Origin of the sequence: Mucilaginibacter sp., from assembly GCF_028287845.1 — a bacterium.
GTDB lineage: Bacteria > Bacteroidota > Bacteroidia > Sphingobacteriales > Sphingobacteriaceae > Mucilaginibacter.
The window spans coordinates 16,377-34,948 of record NZ_JAQBOW010000012.1 but is presented as its reverse complement, the minus strand read 5'-3'; the positions used below and the strand labels follow the sequence as shown (position 1 = coordinate 34,948).

The 18,572-nt window shown below is 39.4% G+C and carries 17 protein-coding genes; 10 read left to right on the top strand and 7 right to left on the bottom strand.

The annotated features are described in order from the left end of the window. Nucleotides 1-593 precede the first annotated feature (593 nt). The 5 genes from ftcD to JWP71_RS01305 all read left to right on the top strand — a co-directional run bounded on the left by ftcD (nucleotide 594) and on the right by JWP71_RS01305 (nucleotide 5,805). Nucleotides 594-1,601, top strand: a complete 1,008-nt coding sequence (ftcD, locus tag JWP71_RS01325; protein WP_299496227.1) for a glutamate formimidoyltransferase — start codon at nucleotides 594-596, stop codon at nucleotides 1,599-1,601. Nucleotides 1,602-1,717: 116 nt separating this feature from the next. Then, nucleotides 1,718-2,332, top strand: a complete 615-nt coding sequence (locus tag JWP71_RS01320; RefSeq protein WP_299496225.1) for a hypothetical protein — start codon at nucleotides 1,718-1,720, stop codon at nucleotides 2,330-2,332. A 234-nt stretch (nucleotides 2,333-2,566) separates the two neighbouring features. After that, nucleotides 2,567-4,456: a DNA topoisomerase IV subunit B gene (locus JWP71_RS01315; protein ID WP_299496222.1), complete on the top strand. Its 1,890-nt coding sequence runs from the start codon at nucleotides 2,567-2,569 to the stop codon at nucleotides 4,454-4,456. 195 nt (nucleotides 4,457-4,651) lie between these two features. Beyond that, nucleotides 4,652-5,137, top strand: a complete 486-nt coding sequence (locus tag JWP71_RS01310) for a cytidine deaminase (protein ID WP_299496220.1) — start codon at nucleotides 4,652-4,654, stop codon at nucleotides 5,135-5,137. Nucleotides 5,138-5,142: 5 nt separating this feature from the next. Next, complete coding sequence (locus JWP71_RS01305) at nucleotides 5,143-5,805, top strand: GDSL-type esterase/lipase family protein (protein WP_299496218.1); 663 nt, start codon at nucleotides 5,143-5,145, stop codon at nucleotides 5,803-5,805. A gap of 63 nt (nucleotides 5,806-5,868) precedes the next feature. On the opposite strand, the gene JWP71_RS01300 is transcribed toward JWP71_RS01305, so the two are convergent. Next, complete coding sequence (locus JWP71_RS01300) at nucleotides 5,869-6,297, bottom strand: hypothetical protein (RefSeq protein ID WP_299496216.1); 429 nt, start codon at nucleotides 6,295-6,297, stop codon at nucleotides 5,869-5,871. A gap of 152 nt (nucleotides 6,298-6,449) precedes the next feature. Between JWP71_RS01300 and JWP71_RS01295 the strand changes: the two genes are divergently transcribed. Together JWP71_RS01295 and JWP71_RS01290 are read left to right on the top strand one after the other, a co-directional pair. Next, nucleotides 6,450-6,956, top strand: a complete 507-nt coding sequence (locus tag JWP71_RS01295) for a YdeI/OmpD-associated family protein (protein ID WP_299496213.1) — start codon at nucleotides 6,450-6,452, stop codon at nucleotides 6,954-6,956. Between the two features lie 199 nt (nucleotides 6,957-7,155). Beyond that, a complete protein-coding gene (locus JWP71_RS01290) occupies nucleotides 7,156-9,999 on the top strand; it encodes a DNA gyrase/topoisomerase IV subunit A (protein WP_299496210.1) in 2,844 nt (947 codons plus the stop codon). Nucleotides 10,000-10,046: 47 nt separating this feature from the next. Here JWP71_RS01290 and JWP71_RS01285 read toward each other — a convergent pair whose 3' ends face one another. From JWP71_RS01285 to msrA, 3 genes are all read right to left on the bottom strand, one after another. Next, on the bottom strand, nucleotides 10,047-10,913 hold the full coding sequence (locus JWP71_RS01285; RefSeq protein ID WP_299496208.1) for an aldose 1-epimerase family protein: 867 nt from the start codon (nucleotides 10,911-10,913) through the stop codon (nucleotides 10,047-10,049). Nucleotides 10,914-10,954: 41 nt separating this feature from the next. Further along, nucleotides 10,955-13,393, bottom strand: coding sequence for a beta-propeller fold lactonase family protein (locus JWP71_RS01280; RefSeq protein WP_299496206.1), 2,439 nt, complete (start codon nucleotides 13,391-13,393; stop codon nucleotides 10,955-10,957). Nucleotides 13,394-13,490: 97 nt separating this feature from the next. Further along, nucleotides 13,491-14,036: a peptide-methionine (S)-S-oxide reductase MsrA gene (gene msrA / locus JWP71_RS01275; RefSeq protein WP_299496203.1), complete on the bottom strand. Its 546-nt coding sequence runs from the start codon at nucleotides 14,034-14,036 to the stop codon at nucleotides 13,491-13,493. Nucleotides 14,037-14,140: 104 nt separating this feature from the next. On the opposite strand from msrA, the gene JWP71_RS01270 reads away from it, so the two are divergent. After that, a complete protein-coding gene (locus tag JWP71_RS01270) occupies nucleotides 14,141-14,533 on the top strand; it encodes a DoxX family membrane protein (protein WP_299496200.1) in 393 nt (130 codons plus the stop codon). Nucleotides 14,534-14,598: 65 nt separating this feature from the next. Here the strand turns inward: JWP71_RS01270 and JWP71_RS01265 are convergent, their stop codons facing one another. From JWP71_RS01265 to JWP71_RS01255, 3 genes are read right to left on the bottom strand one after another with little or no spacing between them, the layout of a single operon-like run. Beyond that, entirely contained in the window at nucleotides 14,599-15,651 is a 1,053-nt protein-coding gene (locus tag JWP71_RS01265; RefSeq protein WP_299496198.1) for a hypothetical protein, read from the bottom strand. Between the two features lie 48 nt (nucleotides 15,652-15,699). Beyond that, entirely contained in the window at nucleotides 15,700-15,882 is a 183-nt protein-coding gene (locus JWP71_RS01260) for a hypothetical protein (RefSeq protein ID WP_299496196.1), read from the bottom strand. A 19-nt stretch (nucleotides 15,883-15,901) separates the two neighbouring features. Next, a complete protein-coding gene (locus JWP71_RS01255; RefSeq protein ID WP_299496194.1) occupies nucleotides 15,902-16,786 on the bottom strand; it encodes a class I SAM-dependent methyltransferase in 885 nt (294 codons plus the stop codon). Between the two features lie 157 nt (nucleotides 16,787-16,943). Here JWP71_RS01255 and JWP71_RS01250 point away from each other — a divergent pair, with 157 nt between their 5' ends. Next, nucleotides 16,944-17,762 (top strand): hypothetical protein, encoded by an 819-nt coding sequence (locus JWP71_RS01250; RefSeq protein WP_299496192.1) that lies wholly within the window; start codon nucleotides 16,944-16,946, stop codon nucleotides 17,760-17,762. Continuing rightward, complete coding sequence (locus tag JWP71_RS01245; RefSeq protein ID WP_299496190.1) at nucleotides 17,732-18,571, top strand: hypothetical protein; 840 nt, start codon at nucleotides 17,732-17,734, stop codon at nucleotides 18,569-18,571. Before JWP71_RS01250 ends, JWP71_RS01245 begins: the two co-directional genes overlap by 31 nt. The last annotated feature ends 1 nt before the right edge of the window (nucleotide 18,572 follow it).

Here is an 18,572-nt window from a genome sequence, read left to right as displayed (position 1 = left end):
ATCAAATAATTTTTGCTTGCCGTACCCAAAAGTTAACTGCGATATTTTGATCATTAGTGTATTAGTTAAATAGTACACTGCAAATGTAATTAATGATTTTACATTGCCAAATATTTTTATAAATATTTGATAATTAGTTAGACGCGTGCCGTTGACTCACCCCGTGGCACTTTGTGCGCGACCTTCTCTTCCGCAAGCGGCAAAGAGGGTAACTGAGTAGATTTGTCAACTTTTTAAAGGATCAGGTGGGGTCAGGTACAATGTCATTAAGTTAAGGGAGATTATTAAAAAAATGCGCTGTAGGTGCAAAACGTCGGTAGAAAACGTCATATAAAATCATTTGGCGTGCCATCAGGTACGCAACAATCGGCGAAGTTCCGTACCTGACGGCACGGCATTTCGTTGGAATTTGTTCTTCTACCGAACTTGAACCCCAATGGGGTGCTCTTAACTTAATGACATTGGGACCAGGTACCAGGTAGGACCAGGTGGGATCAGGTAGGATCACCCCGGTTCGGATGGTCCGGGCGGGGGTATATAGGTGCAGGCACATACACTTTTAAAAACAATAACCTAAATTTGCAACCCCATATATGAAACAGATAATAGAGTGTGTGCCTAATTTTAGTGAGGGTGTTGATCATGACATCATCAATAGTATTACCGGCGAGATCGGTTCGGTTACAGGTGTAAAATTGTTAAATGTTGATCCGGGCAAAGGGGCCAATCGTACCGTAATAACTTTTGCCGGCGAGCCCGAAGCAGTAATAGAAGCGGCATACCTGGCTATAAAAAAAGCCGGCGAGCTAATTGATATGCGCGCCCAAAAAGGCGAACACCCAAGGATGGGCGCAACAGATGTATGCCCGCTTATACCTATCAGTAATATCACTTTAGATGAAACTGCCCTATACGCTAAACAATTGGCAAAGCGCGTAGGCGAAGATTTACAGATACCGGTTTATTTATATGAGCACGCTCAGCCCAATAAAGCGCGCAGCAATTTAGCAGCTATAAGGGCAGGAGAATATGAAGGGTTTTTTAAAAAAATAAAGCTGCCCAACTGGCAACCCGATTTTGGTCCCGCCGAAATGGATGCCCAACGCGGGGCCACCGTAATTGGCGCGCGTGATTTTTTAATAGCTTATAATATTAACCTGGATACACAGTCGGTTACTATTGCAAATGAAATAGCAAGCGAGGTGCGCGAAACAGGTAAAATTGTTACAAATGAAAATGGTAAGCAACGTATCCAGGGTACGTTAAAATACGTTAAAGCCATTGGCTGGTATATTGAAGAATATGGCATGGCCCAGGTGTCTATGAATTTAACAAACATTACAGCAACCCCCATACATATTGTATTTAACGAAGTCAGCGCCAAGGCAAATGAACATGGTATTAATATAACCGGTAGCGAATTAATAGGCATGATACCGTTAAAAGCTATGCTGGACGCAGGTAGTTATTTTCGGCTTAAACAGGGCGAGCCACAAACGGCAAATGAAGGTAAACTCATTGAAGATGCTATAAATGCAATGGGCCTGGATCAGTTAGCACCCTTTGACCCGCAGAAGAGGATAATTGAATATTTGCTTTAAATTGGTCACGCAATTAACCTAATTGTTTATTTTTTAAATTTATATTATAATATTTTTTATTTTTAATGATAAATGCAATAATTTCTAAACCTCGCATTTTAAAAATTCTATAAAGAATGACCGCCATCACAAAAAGTATTAAGCATTTCTTGTTTGTTGTGTTGTTGCTATGGCTGGTTGCCCCTGCGTTTGCACAGGTAAAACCTGCTGCAAAGGGTCAGTTTAAAAATTTCTATAATTCAGTGGGTGAGGTAAACCTAAACTTTATTTTCCCCGAAGGGTTTAAAGAGATCAAGCCCGTTGATACCGAAAACTTCCCTTTTGATTATGCGATGGAAATTCCGGGTGTCGATTTTGAGATATGGTTCCGTATCAACACTCAAAAAGAAGATGAAAAGTTTTTAAATGATAAAAATATACACGTAACCAATCCCGACTCTTTATATTTGAGCCTGGCACAAGACCAGATATCGGCCTTTACATCCGAAAATATCTATCTTAAAAGAACACTGCCACCATATATCCTGGATAGATATAATGCCGATGCAGGTGCTACTTACCTGTTTAACCTTAACGACTCGTTAATTACCAAGCATTATAAATATGCATTATTGATTATGCTCCAAAAAAATAAAATGGGCACAGTTATGGCTATTTGTTTTACTAACGATAAAGGCCCAGATTTTTTTAAAAACCTGAACAAGGCCGGTAATTGCCTTAAGTTTAAGTAGGGGCGTAAAGATTGGTTAATAAAGATTAGTTAATTAAAGATTGAAGATTAGTTAATTAAAGATTAGTACGAAATTCTAAAAATCAGACATTCAACTAATCTTTAACCTCTAATCTTCAATCTTCAACAACAATGTTGATAAGTTAACAGATTTGAATTAGAAGTTCGGGTACTAAACTTTATTTTTGCTTTAAGGAGGCTCCCTGTCTCCATATTTAAAATACACGTATAAAACATGGCAGAAGCAGTAAATTATAGTGAAGATAGTATACGGTCGCTTGATTGGAAAGAACATATCCGCCTGCGCCCCGGGATGTACATTGGCAAGTTGGGCGATGGCTCGGCTTATGATGACGGGATATATGTATTACTGAAAGAAATAGTAGATAACTCGATAGATGAGTTTGTAATGGGCTCGGGCAAAACTATCGAGATCAATATAAGTGACCATAAAGTTACCGTGCGCGATTATGGCCGCGGCATTCCATTGGGTAAGGTGATAGATTGTGTTTCAAAAATTAATACCGGTGGTAAATATGATAGCAAGGCGTTTCAAAAATCTGTAGGTCTAAATGGTGTAGGTACCAAGGCGGTTAATGCGCTTTCAACGTCATTCGTTGTACAATCATACCGGGACGGCCGTACCAAAATTGCCGAATTTGAAAAAGGCGAATTAATAAAAGACGAGCCGGAAAAAGAAACCACACAACGCAATGGCACTGCCATAAACTTTTATCCTGATGAAACCATCTTCAGGAATTACCATTTTATTCCGGAGTTTATAGATAGCATGATCTGGAACTATGTGTTCCTAAACTCTGGGCTGACCATTAATTTTAACAATCAAAAATATTTCTCGGAGCGCGGGCTGTATGACCTGCTTACCAAGAATACAGATGTTGAAACACTGCGTTATCCTATCATCCACCTAAAAGGCGAGGATATAGAAATTGCCATGACCCACGGGCAGCAATATGGCGAAGAATATTACTCATTTGTAAATGGGCAGCATACCACACAGGGCGGTACGCACCAGGCGGCTTTTCGCGAAGCGGTAGTAAAAACCATTCGTGAATTTTACAAAAAAGAATTTGATGCTTCTGATGTACGGGCATCTATTGTATCGGCAATCGCTATAAAAGTACAGGAGCCGGTGTTCGAGTCGCAAACAAAAACCAAACTGGGTTCACAAAACATTGGTCCGGAAGGGCCGTCTGTCCGCACTTTTATTGGCGATTTTGTAAAGAAAGAATTAGATAATTACCTGCACAAAAACCCTTCAGCCGCCGATGCGCTATTAAAACGCATTATGCAATCAGAGCGTGAGCGTAAGGATATAGCTGGTATTAAAAAACTGGCGAATGACCGCGCCAAAAAAGCATCGCTGCACAACCGTAAACTGCGCGATTGCAAGCTGCATTTTGATGATACCCATGAGCGTAAGCAGGATACAACACTGTTTATTACCGAAGGGGACTCGGCCAGCGGATCTATCACCAAATCGCGCGATGTGCAAACGCAAGCCGTATTTAGCTTAAAAGGTAAACCGCTTAATTGCTACGGACTAACCAAAAAGGTAGTGTATGAGAACGAGGAATTTAACCTGCTGCAACACGCCCTTAATATTGAGGATGGCCTTGATGCATTGCGCTACAATAATATAGTAATAGCTACCGATGCCGATGTGGATGGTATGCACATCCGTTTATTGCTGATGACGTTCTTTTTGCAATTTTTCCCTGACCTTGTAAAAGCCGGACATGTGTTTATTTTGCAAACCCCGCTATTCCGCGTGCGTAATAAAAAGGAAACTATTTATTGCTACAGCGATGAGGAGCGAAGAAATGCCATTGCTAAATTGGGAGTTAAGCCTGAAATTACCCGCTTTAAGGGGCTTGGTGAAATATCACCGGATGAGTTTGGGCTGTTTATAGGTAAGGATATCCGTCTTGACCCGGTTATATTAAAAGATGCAAATATTAAAGGCCTGCTGGAATATTTTATGGGTAAAAACACCCCCGCAAGGCAGCAACATATCATTGGTAACCTGCGGGTAGAGAAAGATGACGAATCGGTTAATCCAACTATTGTTGATGACGCGGATGAGTTGCCGATAGCGAGTTAGGCTTTGATTTTTAAGATTTGAGGATTGCCAGGATCCTTGCATTAAAAGGTAATGAATAAAAAAGAGTATTGCCTATTGTAGTTACTTATTATAAATAATACTTATCTTGTTTCCCCCGCTTCGTTTAAAGGACGGGGGAATTGCTTTTTATAAACTTAAAAAAGAACCCTCTCCTAAAGAGGCAGATGAGGCTAAATGACTAACCACGAAATAAAAATAAATTTCCAGGAATTTGCTTCCGTAGAGGAGCTTGATACAACCGACCAAAGCTTATGCAATGAAGCGGTTAAAGCGATGGCAAACTCGCATTCCCCCTATTCAAAGTTTAGGGTAGGCGCAGCATTACAATTGCAAAGCGGCAAAATAATACATGGCAGTAACCAGGAAAATGTAGCTTATCCATCAGGTTTATGTGCAGAGCGGGTTGCCCTGTTTTATTGGGGTGCCAATCATCCTGATGACCCAATAGAAAGTATGGCCGTAACAGCACATACAGATGAGTTTATCCTGAATAAACCGGTAACTTCATGCGGCTCTTGCCTGCAGGTAATAGCCGAGTATGAGAAGAAACAAAATAAGCCTATAAAAACAATACTATTTTGTAAAGACGGCCCTGTTTGGGTAACCCTTGGTATAGAAAGTTTTTTACCGTTTTTATTTTTTGAAGACAGATTAACTTAAAGATTATGAAATTAAAATTAACGCTGCTTTTAACTGTTTTGGTTTTTTGTACAAAACTGTACGCGCAAACGGGTTTCCCTTACGATGCGGAGATACGTGCCTACAAGCACCAGGATAGCCTGAATTTTCCAAAGCCCAACGGCATACTGTTTATAGGTGCTTCATCTATACGGTTATGGAGTGATTTGCAGCAGCGTTTTAGTGGTGCGCCAATAATTCAGCGCGGGGTTGGGGGCTCAGAGTTGTCACAGTGGGTAGCTTATTATACGCCTTACGTATTGTTTCCATATCATCCGCGTAAAATATTTTTATATGCCGGCGAGAATGATATTGCTGTCAGCGGTAAAACGCCTCAATCTGTGTTCGATTTATTCACCAAAATATACGATATGATAAGGCAACAATTGCCGGATGTTGAATTTTATTATTTATCTATCAAAGAAAGCCCGAGCAGGTTAAAATACTCGGCTGATTTTATAACAGCTAATAAGTTGATAAAGGCCTACATCAGTACAAAACCCAAAACCTATTTTATTGATGTAGCCACTACGGTGTTAAACCCGCAAACCATGATGCCCGATTCATCCCTGTATAAAAAAGATATGCTTCACTTAAATAATAAGGGTTATGATAGATGGCAGGTTATTTTGCAGGATTATATAAAATAACTTAAATAAAAAGGCCTCCGCAAAACGGAAGCCCCCAGCCATATAAATAAAACTAAACTAAATTTAAGAAGGTACGTTTTCGATCTTAGTGATCTTCCAGTCCGGACGGTTAAGTGAAATAGTGATCAAGTTAGTGCGTACATAACCACCATATTGCAGTTCTAGCTTTACAATCATTCCCTCTCTGGTATCTTCAATTATTGTGGTAATATATTTACAGTCCTGCTCAATGTTTTCTGATGCTTTAAAAGATGCAAGGATGCGTTTTTTGTTTAAAGTAGTTACATTGCTGCCGCGGGTCATAATGTATTGAATGTTATCATCCAAAATTTCGTTGAGGCCCTCTGTTTTACCGTGTACTACTGCATTTATATAAATATTTAAGACTTCATTTTTTGTTAATGCAGCCGGAGTGGGTTTATTTGCAGCGTTGGCAACTGTGCCAGCAACTAGTAATGCTAAACCAAGCATAATTGATTTTAAAGTTTTCATAATATTAGAGTTTTTTGGTTAATTATTTTATATCCATAGGACAGCACCAGCATTCGAAACGTTACAAAAAATAATATATTTATTAATCACTTAACTAAAACTTAACATTTGCCCTATTTTTACCATAAGCATATTTGAGTGATATTTATAGCATGATTGAGTTCAATACCATCATTTTACAGTTTGCAGAACAGGGCGAAAAAACCGGGTGGAGCTATATTGAAATTCCTGCAGATTTAGCGCAGCAATTAAAACCGGGTAGCAAAAAATCCTTCAGGGTACGTGGTATGCTAGATGGTATGACGGTAAAAGGTATGGCATTAATGCCCATGGGCGAGGGCAATTTTATTATGGCGCTTAAGGCAGATATAAGAAAAGGCATACATAAAAATGCAGGCGCTATGCTGCAGGTAAAGCTGGAAGAAGATAAAGATTATAAATTTAACGTGCCCGATGATTTGCAGGAGTGTTTTGATTTTGAACCTGAAGCTTTGGAATTTTTTAATAGCCTTGCAAAATCACACCGGGAATATTTTCTTAAATGGATAGAACAAGCCAAGACCAGCGAAACGCGCAATAAGCGCATAGTAAATACCGTAAATGCGATGCTTCGTAAATGGTCCTACAATGTGATGATAAGGGAGATGAGAAAGGAGTAATTATAGTTTGCGTTTTTAGGATTTTGTTTGTTGTCGAATATCGTTATAATTACAATTTCATTTTTTTAACTTTGAAATACATTGAAGTTTGAGGCGAAATAACAAAACGGTTGCATTATGTGCATAAAATCTGCACATCCACACATCTGCATATCTGCACATATCCCTATCTTTATCCATCTAAATTTTTTTGTTACTAATGAGTGAAGACCTGAACGAAAACGACATACCTGCTAACAACGAAGAAAAAATACATAATGTTACCTCGCTTGACGGGCTGTACGAAAACTGGTTCCTTGATTATGCCTCTTATGTAATTCTTGATCGTGCCGTTCCGCATATAAATGATGGTTTAAAACCTGTACAGCGCCGTATACTGCACTCGCTTAAAGAGATGGACGACGGGCGTTTTAATAAAGCGGCCAACGTTATTGGTAATACCATGAAATATCACCCCCATGGTGATGCGTCGATTGGTGATGCTATGGTGCAGATAGGCCAGAAAAACCTGCTGATAGATTGCCAGGGTAACTGGGGGGACCCGGTAACCGGCGACTCGGCAGCCGCGCCGCGTTATATTGAGGCGCGCTTATCAAAGTTCGCGCTCGAAGTTGTTTTTAACCCCGACACCACCGTTTGGCAAGCCAGCTATGATGGCCGTAATAAGGAGCCTATTACGCTGCCGGTTAAGTTCCCGTTGCTATTGGCACAGGGTGCCGAAGGTATTGCCGTAGGTTTGGCAACCAAAATATTACCCCATAATTTTATTGAGCTACTGGATGCGTCAATAGCCGTATTAAGCGGCCAAACGCCAAATTTATTGCCGGATTTCCCTACCGGTGGTATGGCTGATGCATCTGCCTACAATGATGGGCAGCGTGGAGGCCGTATCCGCGTACGCGCAAAAATTGTAGAGCGTGATAAAAAAACCCTGGCTATAACCGAGATACCTTTTACTACTACTACAGGCAGTTTAATTGATAGCGTAATATCTGCCAATGATAAGGGCAAGATCAAGATTAAGAAGATAGAGGATAACACAGCGCAGCATGTAGAAATAGTTATCCATTTAGCGCCGGGTATATCGCCTGATGTTACTATTGACGCGTTGTATGCTTTTACCGATTGCGAGGTTTCCATATCGCCAAATACCTGTGTAATACAGGACGATAAGCCACGCTTTATGAGTGTGAATGACATGCTTACAGAAAGCACACATTACACCCGCGAACTGCTTAAGCAGGAGCTGCAGATAAGGTTGAAGGAGCTGATGGAAAAGATATTTTTTAGCTCATTGCTGAAAATATTTATCCAGGAAGGGATGTACAAACACCCTGATTACGAAAGTTCTGCAAACTTTGAACAGGTGCTGGTGGTATTGAATAAATTATTCGAACCATTCTTCCCGCAATTTTATCGCCCGATAATAGATGAAGATTATAAAAAGCTTATTGATAAACCAATGAGTAGCATTACCCGTTTTGATGTGAAGAAAACGGATGAGCAAATAAAGAACCTGGAAAACGAGATAAAGACGGTAAAAAATCACCTGAAACATCTTACTGAATATACCATAGATTGGTTTGAAAAACTAAAAGAGAAATACGGAAAGGGCCGCGAACGTAAAACCGAACTGCGCACTTTTGATAGGGTAGAGGCATCGCAAGTGGCATTGGCTAATGTCAAGCTATATGTTAACCGTGAGGATGGTTTTATTGGTACCGGCTTGCGTAAAGATGAATTTGTGGGCGATTGCTCTGATATTGACGAGATCATAGTTTTTCGTGAAGATGGAAGGTGTATTATTACCAAGGTGCAGGAGAAGATTTTTGTTGGTAAAGAGATCATTCACGTAGCCGTATTTAAAAAGAACGACGAGCGTACGGTGTATAACATGATATATAAAGACGGCCAAAGCGGCGTAAGTTATATTAAACGCTTTGCCGTAACCGGCGTAACCCGCGATAAGGAATACGATCTGACCAAAGGGAGCAAAGGCTCTAAAGTGCTGTACTTCTCTGCCAATCCTAACGGCGAGGCCGAAGTAGTGAATGTGCAGTTGAAACCGCATGCCAAGCTAAAGAAACTACAGTTTGATGAAGACTTTGCGCAGCTTGCCATAAAGGGCCGTAACTCTATGGGTAATATTATTACCAAATACCCGGTTAAAAAGATACTGTTAAAGAGCAAAGGCTTGTCAACCCTTGCAGGCAGAAAGATTTGGTATGATGATATTTTAAAACGTTTAAATGTTGATTCGCGCGGTAAATTTTTGGGCGAGTTTGATGGCGACGATCGTATACTAACTGTTTTTTCGAATGGGATTTACGAATTAACCAGCTTTGATCTGAACAACCATTTTGATGATAAGATGGTGGTAATAGAAAAGTATAACCCTGAAAAAGTTTACTCGGTTGTGCATTATGATGGTAAATCAAAAAACTACCTGATTAAGCGATTTGCTTTCGAGAATACGGCAATAGGTAAGCAAACCAGTATTATTAGTGAAGAGAGCGGATCAAAAATGATATTAATATCTGGCGCATCGCAAGCTATTGTAAAAGTTGAGCAGTTGAAAGGCGCAGCTAAAACTCCTGAAACTGTTGAGCTTAATTTGGCCGACCTGATAGATATTAAAGGTATGAAAGCGATGGGTAACCGCCTGTCTGTTCACATCATTCAAAGTGTGGTACTGGAAGCAGAACATGATGACGCGGAAGATGTACCGGACCCCGAACCGGAATCTGTTGCAGATACAGAAATTGTTATAACTCCGGAAGATAAAGTAGTAGCAGATAAGGAACCGCCGGTTGTTGAAGAACCGGCACCGATAGCAATTGCAAAACTCAAAGTAGAAATTCCTGAGCCAAAACCGGTGGCTGAACAGCCAACTGAACCAATACCGGAATTGGAAAAATCACAGGACAAATCGGAGGAATCACCCGAAGAATCAGTGGAATCACCAGCTAAAAAAATAGATTTTGAGATAACCAACCCGGATGATATCGATATAGACGATAAAGGGCAGTTGGGGTTGTTTTAATATCCTACAGCCTTACGAAGTTTTTAAAACTTCGTAAGGCTGTCTGCTTACATACTTATAAAAAATGCCGCCTCAAAAACATGACCTACATTTAATTTTTGAATAGCTTCTTTTTTGCTCATATCAACATGCGCCCCTTCGGTATCGGCGCAGCCCAGCCAGGGTTCAATACATACAAAATCGGCGCCGGGTTTTGCCCAAAGTCCTAAATAATTAAAATGCGGAAACTCAACGGTAAGCGTTTGATCATGCTGCGTGCTTTTAATGGTTACCATCCGTGAATGCAGGTTCTTAAATACTAAAGCATCTTTATTAAACAGATCCCGCGTTAAAAAAAGTTTCTTCACTTTTATAGGAACCGGGGCTGTTTCCCCATTAAAAAAGCCATCAGCAGATAATTGGTGTGTTATTAATTTGTCATCGGCTTCAAACTCTAAATAATAGTCTTCGTAATCCTCGCCTTTATTAAATGGAACATTAAAGGCCGGGTGCCCGCCAACCGAAAAATAGATAGGTTTTTTATCCAAATTAATAACCTTATAGGTTACGCGTAAAGCATCGTCTATTAGGTCGTAATGAATTTGAAAATCGAATTTATAAGGATATTTAGCTAATGTCTTTTCGGAATAAGGCAAAGAAAACCAAGCTGATTGTTCATTAGAAGAGATCAACAATAATTCAGAGGTGCGGGTAAATCCATGTCTTGGCAATTCATAGGTATGGCCATCAACAAACAATTGGTTATTAATTAATCCGCCAACTATAGGGAACAGGTTGGGCGCATGCCATGGCCATATAGTAGCATCGGCCTGCCACATATGTTCTACATTAGTTGTTTTGTTATAAAATGATGCTAATTCTCCGCCCTGTGCACGGATTGCTATTTTAAAAAGGTTGTTTTCTATAATTGTCATTGATGGTGATGGTTTCTATTAAAGGTATTCATAATAACACATCAATCATCATCATGTTTCTTTTTTTGCTCTAAAATTACAAATGCGCTGCGCCTTGGGGCCGGCATTACGGCGTTTTCGCCTTTAACATATTTCCATATTACATCATTCAGTTCCAGATCGGGCACCTTATCTTCGTCTGCCAGGTCAAATAATGCCGAGCGCTTACTGCTTTGGTTAACAGCAACATTGCGTTTTTCTACATCAACTTCGGCAGGTTTTACGTTGTATGGGGTAAAATCAGGCTTAGTGGTAAAGCAATCAAATAACGGCATAGCCGCGGCATCATATTGGCTCATTGGCGGCAGGCCCAGTATAAGTTCCATTGTGCGCAGCACCCCCGAAGTTGAATACATGCCATGTATTATTGCCCCGCGTTTTACATAAGGGCCGGCAATGTATATTGGCGAACGGTGAGCGTCAATATGGTCAGACCCATTTTGTGCATCATCTTCCAACACAAATACTACCGATTCGTTCCATATCGGGCTTTTTGAAAGATGATCAATAAGCATTCCTACACCCTGGTCGTTATCAGCTACAGCCGCAATAGGCGATATAGCTCCTTTTTTTTGTCCGCTGGTATGGTCATTACCCAGACGAATGGAGCTAAACCGGGGTACAGCATTTATGCGCAGAAGCGAGTCGAAATCATGTGCCCATACCTCTTCTCGGTATCTATCTGTTATGGTCAAATCAAAACCAGGTGTTTTTACGCAAATATGACCTTGTAAAGATTTGATATTAGCTTTATCGTATGCGGCAAATTCGCCATAAGAACGGTAACTAACGCCGGCACGTTTACAATAATCCCATATATAACCATCTTTTGGATTACCTATTTCGCGCTCAGCTTCCGAATCATAATTGCCCCCGCGATTCCCATAACCGGTGGGCCATGTTTTTTCAATAAAATCGGTTGAATATGCGGCGGTGCTCCAATTATGGCCATCGGCACTAACTTCAGCATCCACATAAAAATTATCTAACAAGGCAAACTCGTTGGCTATAGCATGTTGGTTTGGGGTAACTTTATTGCCAAAAATACATAACGAAGTATCGCCGCTGCCTTTAGGCATGTCGCCCAAAACCTGGTCGTAAGTACGGTTTTCCTTAATAATATAAAACACATATTTAATAGGCGATTTGTCTGCACGGCTGCGCGGGATAGGGTTACCTATCTCTCCGGGTGCTATTTTTGCTATTTCATTATTAAAAGGCGTATTAGCATAAACCTGTTTTGTATAGCTTTTAAGCTGATCTGGTTTAGGCATATCAATAAAAGAGAGAGTGCCTTTAAACAGCCCGCCAATGTATTGTTCTTTTGCATCCCTCGCTCCTTTTTGGTAACTGCTGTTATCTGCCCTTTTTAGAGGATGCGGTCCGTTAGGATTTGCCATAGAAGTAAACCCTTTGCCATTAGCTACCAGTATTTTAGTACCCAGCGTTTTTACATTCGTGGGGTACCAGCCAACGGGAATAAAGCCGCGGCTTTGGCTATTCCCGGGGTTGCTAACATCAAATACCGCCAAACAATTATTATCGGCATTGGCTATATATAATGTTTTTTCATCAGCAGACAATGCCAACCCGTTTGTAGTTGAACCCGTTAATTTTGTTGGATAAAGTGAAGTAGAAATTACTTCGGTAATTTTATTGGTACCGGTATTTATAACAGATACAGAGTTGTCATTAGCATTGGCTACAAATAAACGGGTGCCTTTTTTATTTAATAATAACTCGTTTGGATGGCTGCCTACCTTAATATTGCTTAATTTTTTTGTAACGGTATTAAATAAGCTAACCTGTTCGCCCCCCCAAATAGATATGTATAATGTTCTGTCATCAGGCGATAATACGCAGCTATAAGCCTCGGCTGCCAGTTTAATTTTATTTTGGATGTTATGTGTTACCGGGTTAATAATATACAAAGAGCTATCCTCTTTGGTAACGGCATACAGTAGTGTATTACTTTTGTTAACAGTAATACCCGTAACACAAATTTTATTTTTTGGCCATGGTAAACCTAATTTAATGGTATCGGCCTTGCCAATTTTATTGTTTTGGATATGGAAAGCCATTATCCAGTTATCATTACCGCCTGATGCATACAGCATTTTTTCATCATGGCTAAAAGCTAACCCGTACCATGATTTACCAACTACCTTTTCATCCAGCAGTTTCTGGTTTACAGGATCTATTAATTGAACAGATTGGGTGCTTTGGCCATTATTGGTAACAGCCAATAATTTCCCCGATGATGAAAGCTGTATGTTTAAAGGCAGATCGCCCAAAGGTAGTGAGCTGCCTGCCGGACTTAGCTTCCATCCGTTAGGTAAAAGCATTTGCCCGGTTTGTTCTATTTTGCCGGGTAATTGCGCAGATGCCTGTAAGGCAAATACAATGAGGAAAGTAAAACTGAGTATTGATTTGTGATTCATGGCTTTGTAGTGCATGAATCAAAAATACAGATTGATTTACACCAAAGCTAACAGTTTACAAAAACTTAATATGTATGAGTTACTTATCCGGGTAATATTATAATAGTTCCGGTTTAATTTTCCCGGTAAACTCTTTGGCAAACTTATTTAGCTTGGGTTGTATCACAAAGGCACAATACGGTTTCATTGAATTATCGGCAAAATAATTTTGATGATAATTCTCGGCTTTATAAAACTCGCCAACCGGGCTTATTTCAGTAACAATAGGTTTGTTATAAATTTGCTCATCGGTTAGTTTTTTTATCATGGCTTCGGCATGCTGCTTTTGCATGTCGGTATGATAAAATATGACAGAGCGATACTGCGTGCCCACATCATTCCCCTGGCGGTTTAAGCTGGTAGCATCATGCGTTTTAAAAAAAATAAGCAACAATTCGTCTAAGCTAACTTCATCAGCATCATATTCTACCTCAACCACTTCGGCATGACCGGTATCGCCTGTACAAATTTGTTCGTAGGTTGGATCTTTAATTTTTCCACCCATATAACCGGATGTTACTGCCTTTATACCCTTTAGTGTTTGAAATATGGCTTCGGTACACCAAAAACACCCACTGCCAAATGTTATTTTCTGTATGTGCATAATATTTAAACGAAGGTAAGATAGTTTAGTTTAAAAATATGTGTTTAAACATTTGATTTTGTCGATTTAAATGCTAAGTTTTGAATAAACTTAAAAAACTTATTATGAAAATTGCAGTATTAATTGCCCGGATATTACTGGGCCTTATCTTCGTGGTATTTGGTATTAACTTTTTCTATGACTTCTTGCATGTTAAACCTCCTGCCATGAGCCCGACCGCAGCCGCGTTCTCTGGCGGTTTATATGGTTCGGGTTATTTTTTTCAATTTTTAAAAGTTGTTGAAATTACCAGCGGTTTGTTTTTGCTGCTTAACCGGTTTACCGCGTTCTTTTTACTGGTACTTTTACCTATTACAATAAATATTTTCCTGTTCCATGCTATGCTGGCCCCTTATGGTGTACCTATTGGTTCGGCAGTACTTATATTGAACGTGTTTTTATGTATTGGTTACTTTAAATATTATACCAGCATATTTACAGCTAAGCCTACTGTATAAATAAATAACAAGCCATAAAAAAAGCTCCTTGATTTTTCAAGGAGCTTTTTTTATGATTCATACCATTACTGGTATTGAATATACATAGGATAAGGCTTTTTCTTTAGCACTTCTTCGGGAGTTAACATGTGGTGCGGGGCCTTCTTAATATCATTTTTATAAAAAAGCTTAAAGCCTGTAAACTGTACCGGTTCGCTATATATAAAATAGCGCCAGGTACCTTCTTTTAGCTCAGGTTCGCCCCAGCCATCCATATCCATTACCAATTGAACTTCGGGATGAAGTTTAATGTTTTTATAGTTAGTTACCATTTTCTTGGTGAAACGGTGTACTATTAAAATTTTTGGAGGCAGGTTATATTTTTTAACAAGGCCCGTAAGATAATTTGATACGTAGTTAATGTCATCCGCATCATAAGTGCCTATTTTTTTGCCGGGCAGGGTGCCATCCTTCATAGAAAACTCAGGGTCCATACCAAAATGAACCTGAGGCATGATCAGGTATTTTTCTAATAGCGGTAATTCTGTACGGATATTACTTAAAGAAACCTGCACATCTAAAAATACAATAGCGTGCGCCTTTTTGGCTAAATATAAAACTGTATCAATTTGCTTAAAAGGCATGCGGTGGCGGTACTTTTTGTCTTTACCGGGGTCGCCACTTGCCACAACGGCTATATAATGCAAAGCCGGTTGAACCGGTACCTGCGGATCTGCTTTTTCCCAATGTTTTACTTCGCCTTTTAATTTGGCCAGCATTTCGTTAGGGGGCAACTCGCCTAAAATGCCCATCTTTTTAGAGTATAGGTTGCCGTAATAAGCTACTACACGTTTAAATGGCAAAATAGCGCCGGGTATTGGGTAAGGTGTGTTTTTAACGGGCCATTTCCCGGTTGTATCTCCATGAGCCATCCGTTTCATTAAAGAGTCATACAGTTTTTTGTTTATTGGTTGGTATACTACTTTTGTGGTAGTATCTTCTGTTTTGACCTCAACCGTTGCAGTAGCAACAGTTGTTGTTGTTTTAGCGGCTGTACTGCCTGCTTTATTTTGCGCGCAGTTAGAAAAAAGCCCTAATGAAGACAGTAATAATACTGTTGAAAGAAATATATTTTTCATTTACCCGATTGTTTTTTGTTGTTATTATCAGTATAACCTGATTATTTATTATTTATTTTTTGCCACGTATCCTGCGCCATGCAAAATAACACCTTTTCTGGTACCAATGTGTTTAAAATTATCCACAGTTAGCTGGCCGTTTACTAATACATATTTAAAGCCGGTTGAATAGGCGTGCGGATGCTCAAAAGTAGACTCATCTTTAACCATATTTGTATCAAATATCATCATATAGGGTATATTCAAACTATTATTTATGCTTATAAAATTTACCAAAAACACCCAGAGGCAATTTTATTCCTGATGTTGCTTGTAGGTAAAGCTCGCCAATTTCCAGGTTCTCTACTTTCGGGAACGAACTTTTTATCAGGTTCTCTACAATAACTGCCGAGAAGCCCAGCGAGTAGGTATTCAATATTAAAAAGTGTTCTTCGGGATCGAGTAGTTGAGTAACATCGCGCATCATTTCGTTAATATGGTCCTCAAGCTTCCACTTTTCGCCGTTTGGTCCGTGGCCGTAAGCGGGCGGATCAAGGATGATACCGTTATATTTTTTGCCGCGTTTTAATTCGCGCTTTACAAATTTAAGGGCATCTTCAACCACCCAGCGTATATCTTTCAAGCCCGATAGCTCCATGTTTTCATTGCCCCAGGTAACCACCTGCTTTATCGAATCTACGTGCGTTGTATCTGCTCCCGCAGCCTTCGCTATTAATGATGCGCCGCCGGTATAGGCAAACAGGTTAAGTACTTTAGGCTCGGGTGTTTTAAATTTTTTAATGTTTGATGATATGTAGTCCCAGTTAACCGCCTGCTCGGGGAAGATACCCAAATGCTTAAAAGAGGTAAGCGCCAGCCTGAATTTAATAGCTGCCTCCGGGTTTTTATATTCCACATGCCACCTATCAGGCGTAGCCGGATTTTTCTTTATCCACTCGCCCGATGTTGCCGAGCGACCCTTGAATTTAATATGATGCAGCCGCTGCCACTCTGCCGCGGGCAAAACCTTGCTCCATACGGCCTGTGGCTCAGGGCGTATCAATATTACATTACCAAAGCGTTCCAGCTTTTCAAAATCGCCGCAATCTATCAGCTCGTAATCTTTCCAGTGCGTGGGGGTAAGGAGTTGGATCATTTTATAGTATCAAGTATGTAGTATCAAGTAGCAAGATACGTTTGCGACAAAATTAAAATAAAAAGCTAATGGTATGTTGTTAAAAATTTAAATGTATTTGGTAGTGTCATATAATTAACTAATTTTATAGTTAATTATAAACCTAATCTTCCTGAAAATGAGAATAATTAATAAGAAACCGCTCTTGTTGGCTTTGTTTAGTGCAATTGCTGTCATAGCAAATGCACAGAAATTGCCTAATGTGCAGCAGATAAGCTTGCGCGCTCCAATTAGTATTAAAATTGATGGCAAAACGACGGATTGGGGCGACCAGTTCCAGGCATTTAACCATAGTATTGATGCCTTTTATACAATAGCTAATGATGATAACAATCTGTACCTGATTGTACAGGCGAAAGACGAAGCTGTAGCAAAAAAAATAATTGGCGGTGGTATTGTACTAAGTATAACGCCTGCTAAAAATAAGTTTGAGCACGGTGCAGGAGTTGGCCCACTTATAACTAATAAAGGGCGCTTAGGCATAAGTTCTGCTTATATGCAGTTTATGGAATATGCAGATAGTAAAACTAAATCTAAACAAACCGACTCTTTATGGTCAATTATGAATAAAGAATTGACTAACGAGTCAAAAGAGATGGTAGTGGGGGGAATAAAAGGAATTGACAATGTAATATCTGTTTATAATAATTATGGTATTAAAACAGCTCTGCTTTTTGATAGGACAGGTGCGTTAAATTTTGAATTGACCATACCTTTAAAATACTTAAATAATGCTACAAATAATCAGCCGAAATTTTTTTATAATTTGATGATAAGGGGAATGTCCATAAATGCCAAAGTTGTGAAGTCTAAAACCGGTGAAGCTGCAACTGTTACTGATGTGCCAATTGGTTTGACCACCAGAAAGTCATCAGATATGGAATTATTAATGAGCAATACAGATTTTTGGAGCGAGTATACTTTAGCAAAAAAATAATATATCAAATAAAAACTAAGATTGTTTTATCAGTATTGTTTCTTGTTATCGCTTTTATAGCAAATGCGCAGAAGTTACCCAATGTGCAGCAAATAAGCTTGCGCGCTCCGGCTAATATTAAAATTGATGGTAAGTTAACGGAGTGGGGTGATCAATTCCAGGCTTATAATCATGCTACGGATATATTCTATAGAATGGCTAATGATGACGAAAACCTTTATCTTACAGTACAGGCGGTAGACCCGGATATTATTAATAAGATAGTTGATGGTGGTGTTACGTTGACCATTCAAAAATCAACCGATAAAAAAGATAAAAATAATATAAGTATTACTTATCCTGTGGCGGATAGAAAAAATCATCTAATGTTTAACTTAAGAAACAGGAAAGGATTTGTACCAGATACATCTGCAAGGGCTGCTGATTCTACAATGCTATATAACAATAAAAAATTAGAAATAAATTGTAAATGGATAAGGATTAAAGGAATACCAGATTTAGATACTTTGTTATCTGTGTATAATATTGATGGTATTAAAGCTGCTGGACTATTTGATAGAAGAAAGATTTACACTTTTGAAATATCTGTTGGATTGAAATATTTGAGGTTTTCAGCAAATGATGCTATAAAATTTGCATATCACATAAGGGTTAACGGAGGTCGTCCGATAACTCCACCTACTCCTGACAATGGTGCCTCGGCTACAGCCCCGGGAGTTGTAAGGATTCTTGCCGTGTCTGCCAGACTCGATGGAATACGAACTACACCTACCGATTTTTGGGGAGAATATACTTTGGCGAAGAAATAAC

Excerpts from the sequence above, each read along its gene's own strand:
- JWP71_RS01260 (WP_299496196.1), bottom strand. The coding sequence starts at position 15,882 with ATGATGATATTTGATACAAATATGGTTAAAGATGAGTCTACTTTTGAG.
- JWP71_RS01265 (WP_299496198.1), bottom strand. The coding sequence starts at position 15,651 with ATGAAAAATATATTTCTTTCAACAGTATTATTACTGTCTTCATTAGGG.
- JWP71_RS01310 (WP_299496220.1), top strand. The coding sequence starts at position 4,652 with ATGACTAACCACGAAATAAAAATAAATTTCCAGGAATTTGCTTCCGTA.
- JWP71_RS01295 (WP_299496213.1), top strand. The coding sequence starts at position 6,450 with ATGATTGAGTTCAATACCATCATTTTACAGTTTGCAGAACAGGGCGAA.
- msrA (WP_299496203.1), bottom strand. The coding sequence starts at position 14,036 with ATGCACATACAGAAAATAACATTTGGCAGTGGGTGTTTTTGGTGTACC.
- JWP71_RS01315 (WP_299496222.1), top strand. The coding sequence starts at position 2,567 with ATGGCAGAAGCAGTAAATTATAGTGAAGATAGTATACGGTCGCTTGAT.
- JWP71_RS01270 (WP_299496200.1), top strand. The coding sequence starts at position 14,141 with ATGAAAATTGCAGTATTAATTGCCCGGATATTACTGGGCCTTATCTTC.
- JWP71_RS01320 (WP_299496225.1), top strand. The coding sequence starts at position 1,718 with ATGACCGCCATCACAAAAAGTATTAAGCATTTCTTGTTTGTTGTGTTG.
- JWP71_RS01280 (WP_299496206.1), bottom strand. The coding sequence starts at position 13,393 with ATGAATCACAAATCAATACTCAGTTTTACTTTCCTCATTGTATTTGCC.
- JWP71_RS01255 (WP_299496194.1), bottom strand. The coding sequence starts at position 16,786 with ATGATCCAACTCCTTACCCCCACGCACTGGAAAGATTACGAGCTGATA.
- JWP71_RS01290 (WP_299496210.1), top strand. The coding sequence starts at position 7,156 with ATGAGTGAAGACCTGAACGAAAACGACATACCTGCTAACAACGAAGAA.
- ftcD (WP_299496227.1), top strand. The coding sequence starts at position 594 with ATGAAACAGATAATAGAGTGTGTGCCTAATTTTAGTGAGGGTGTTGAT.
- JWP71_RS01300 (WP_299496216.1), bottom strand. The coding sequence starts at position 6,297 with ATGAAAACTTTAAAATCAATTATGCTTGGTTTAGCATTACTAGTTGCT.
- JWP71_RS01305 (WP_299496218.1), top strand. The coding sequence starts at position 5,143 with ATGAAATTAAAATTAACGCTGCTTTTAACTGTTTTGGTTTTTTGTACA.
- JWP71_RS01250 (WP_299496192.1), top strand. The coding sequence starts at position 16,944 with ATGAGAATAATTAATAAGAAACCGCTCTTGTTGGCTTTGTTTAGTGCA.
- JWP71_RS01285 (WP_299496208.1), bottom strand. The coding sequence starts at position 10,913 with ATGACAATTATAGAAAACAACCTTTTTAAAATAGCAATCCGTGCACAG.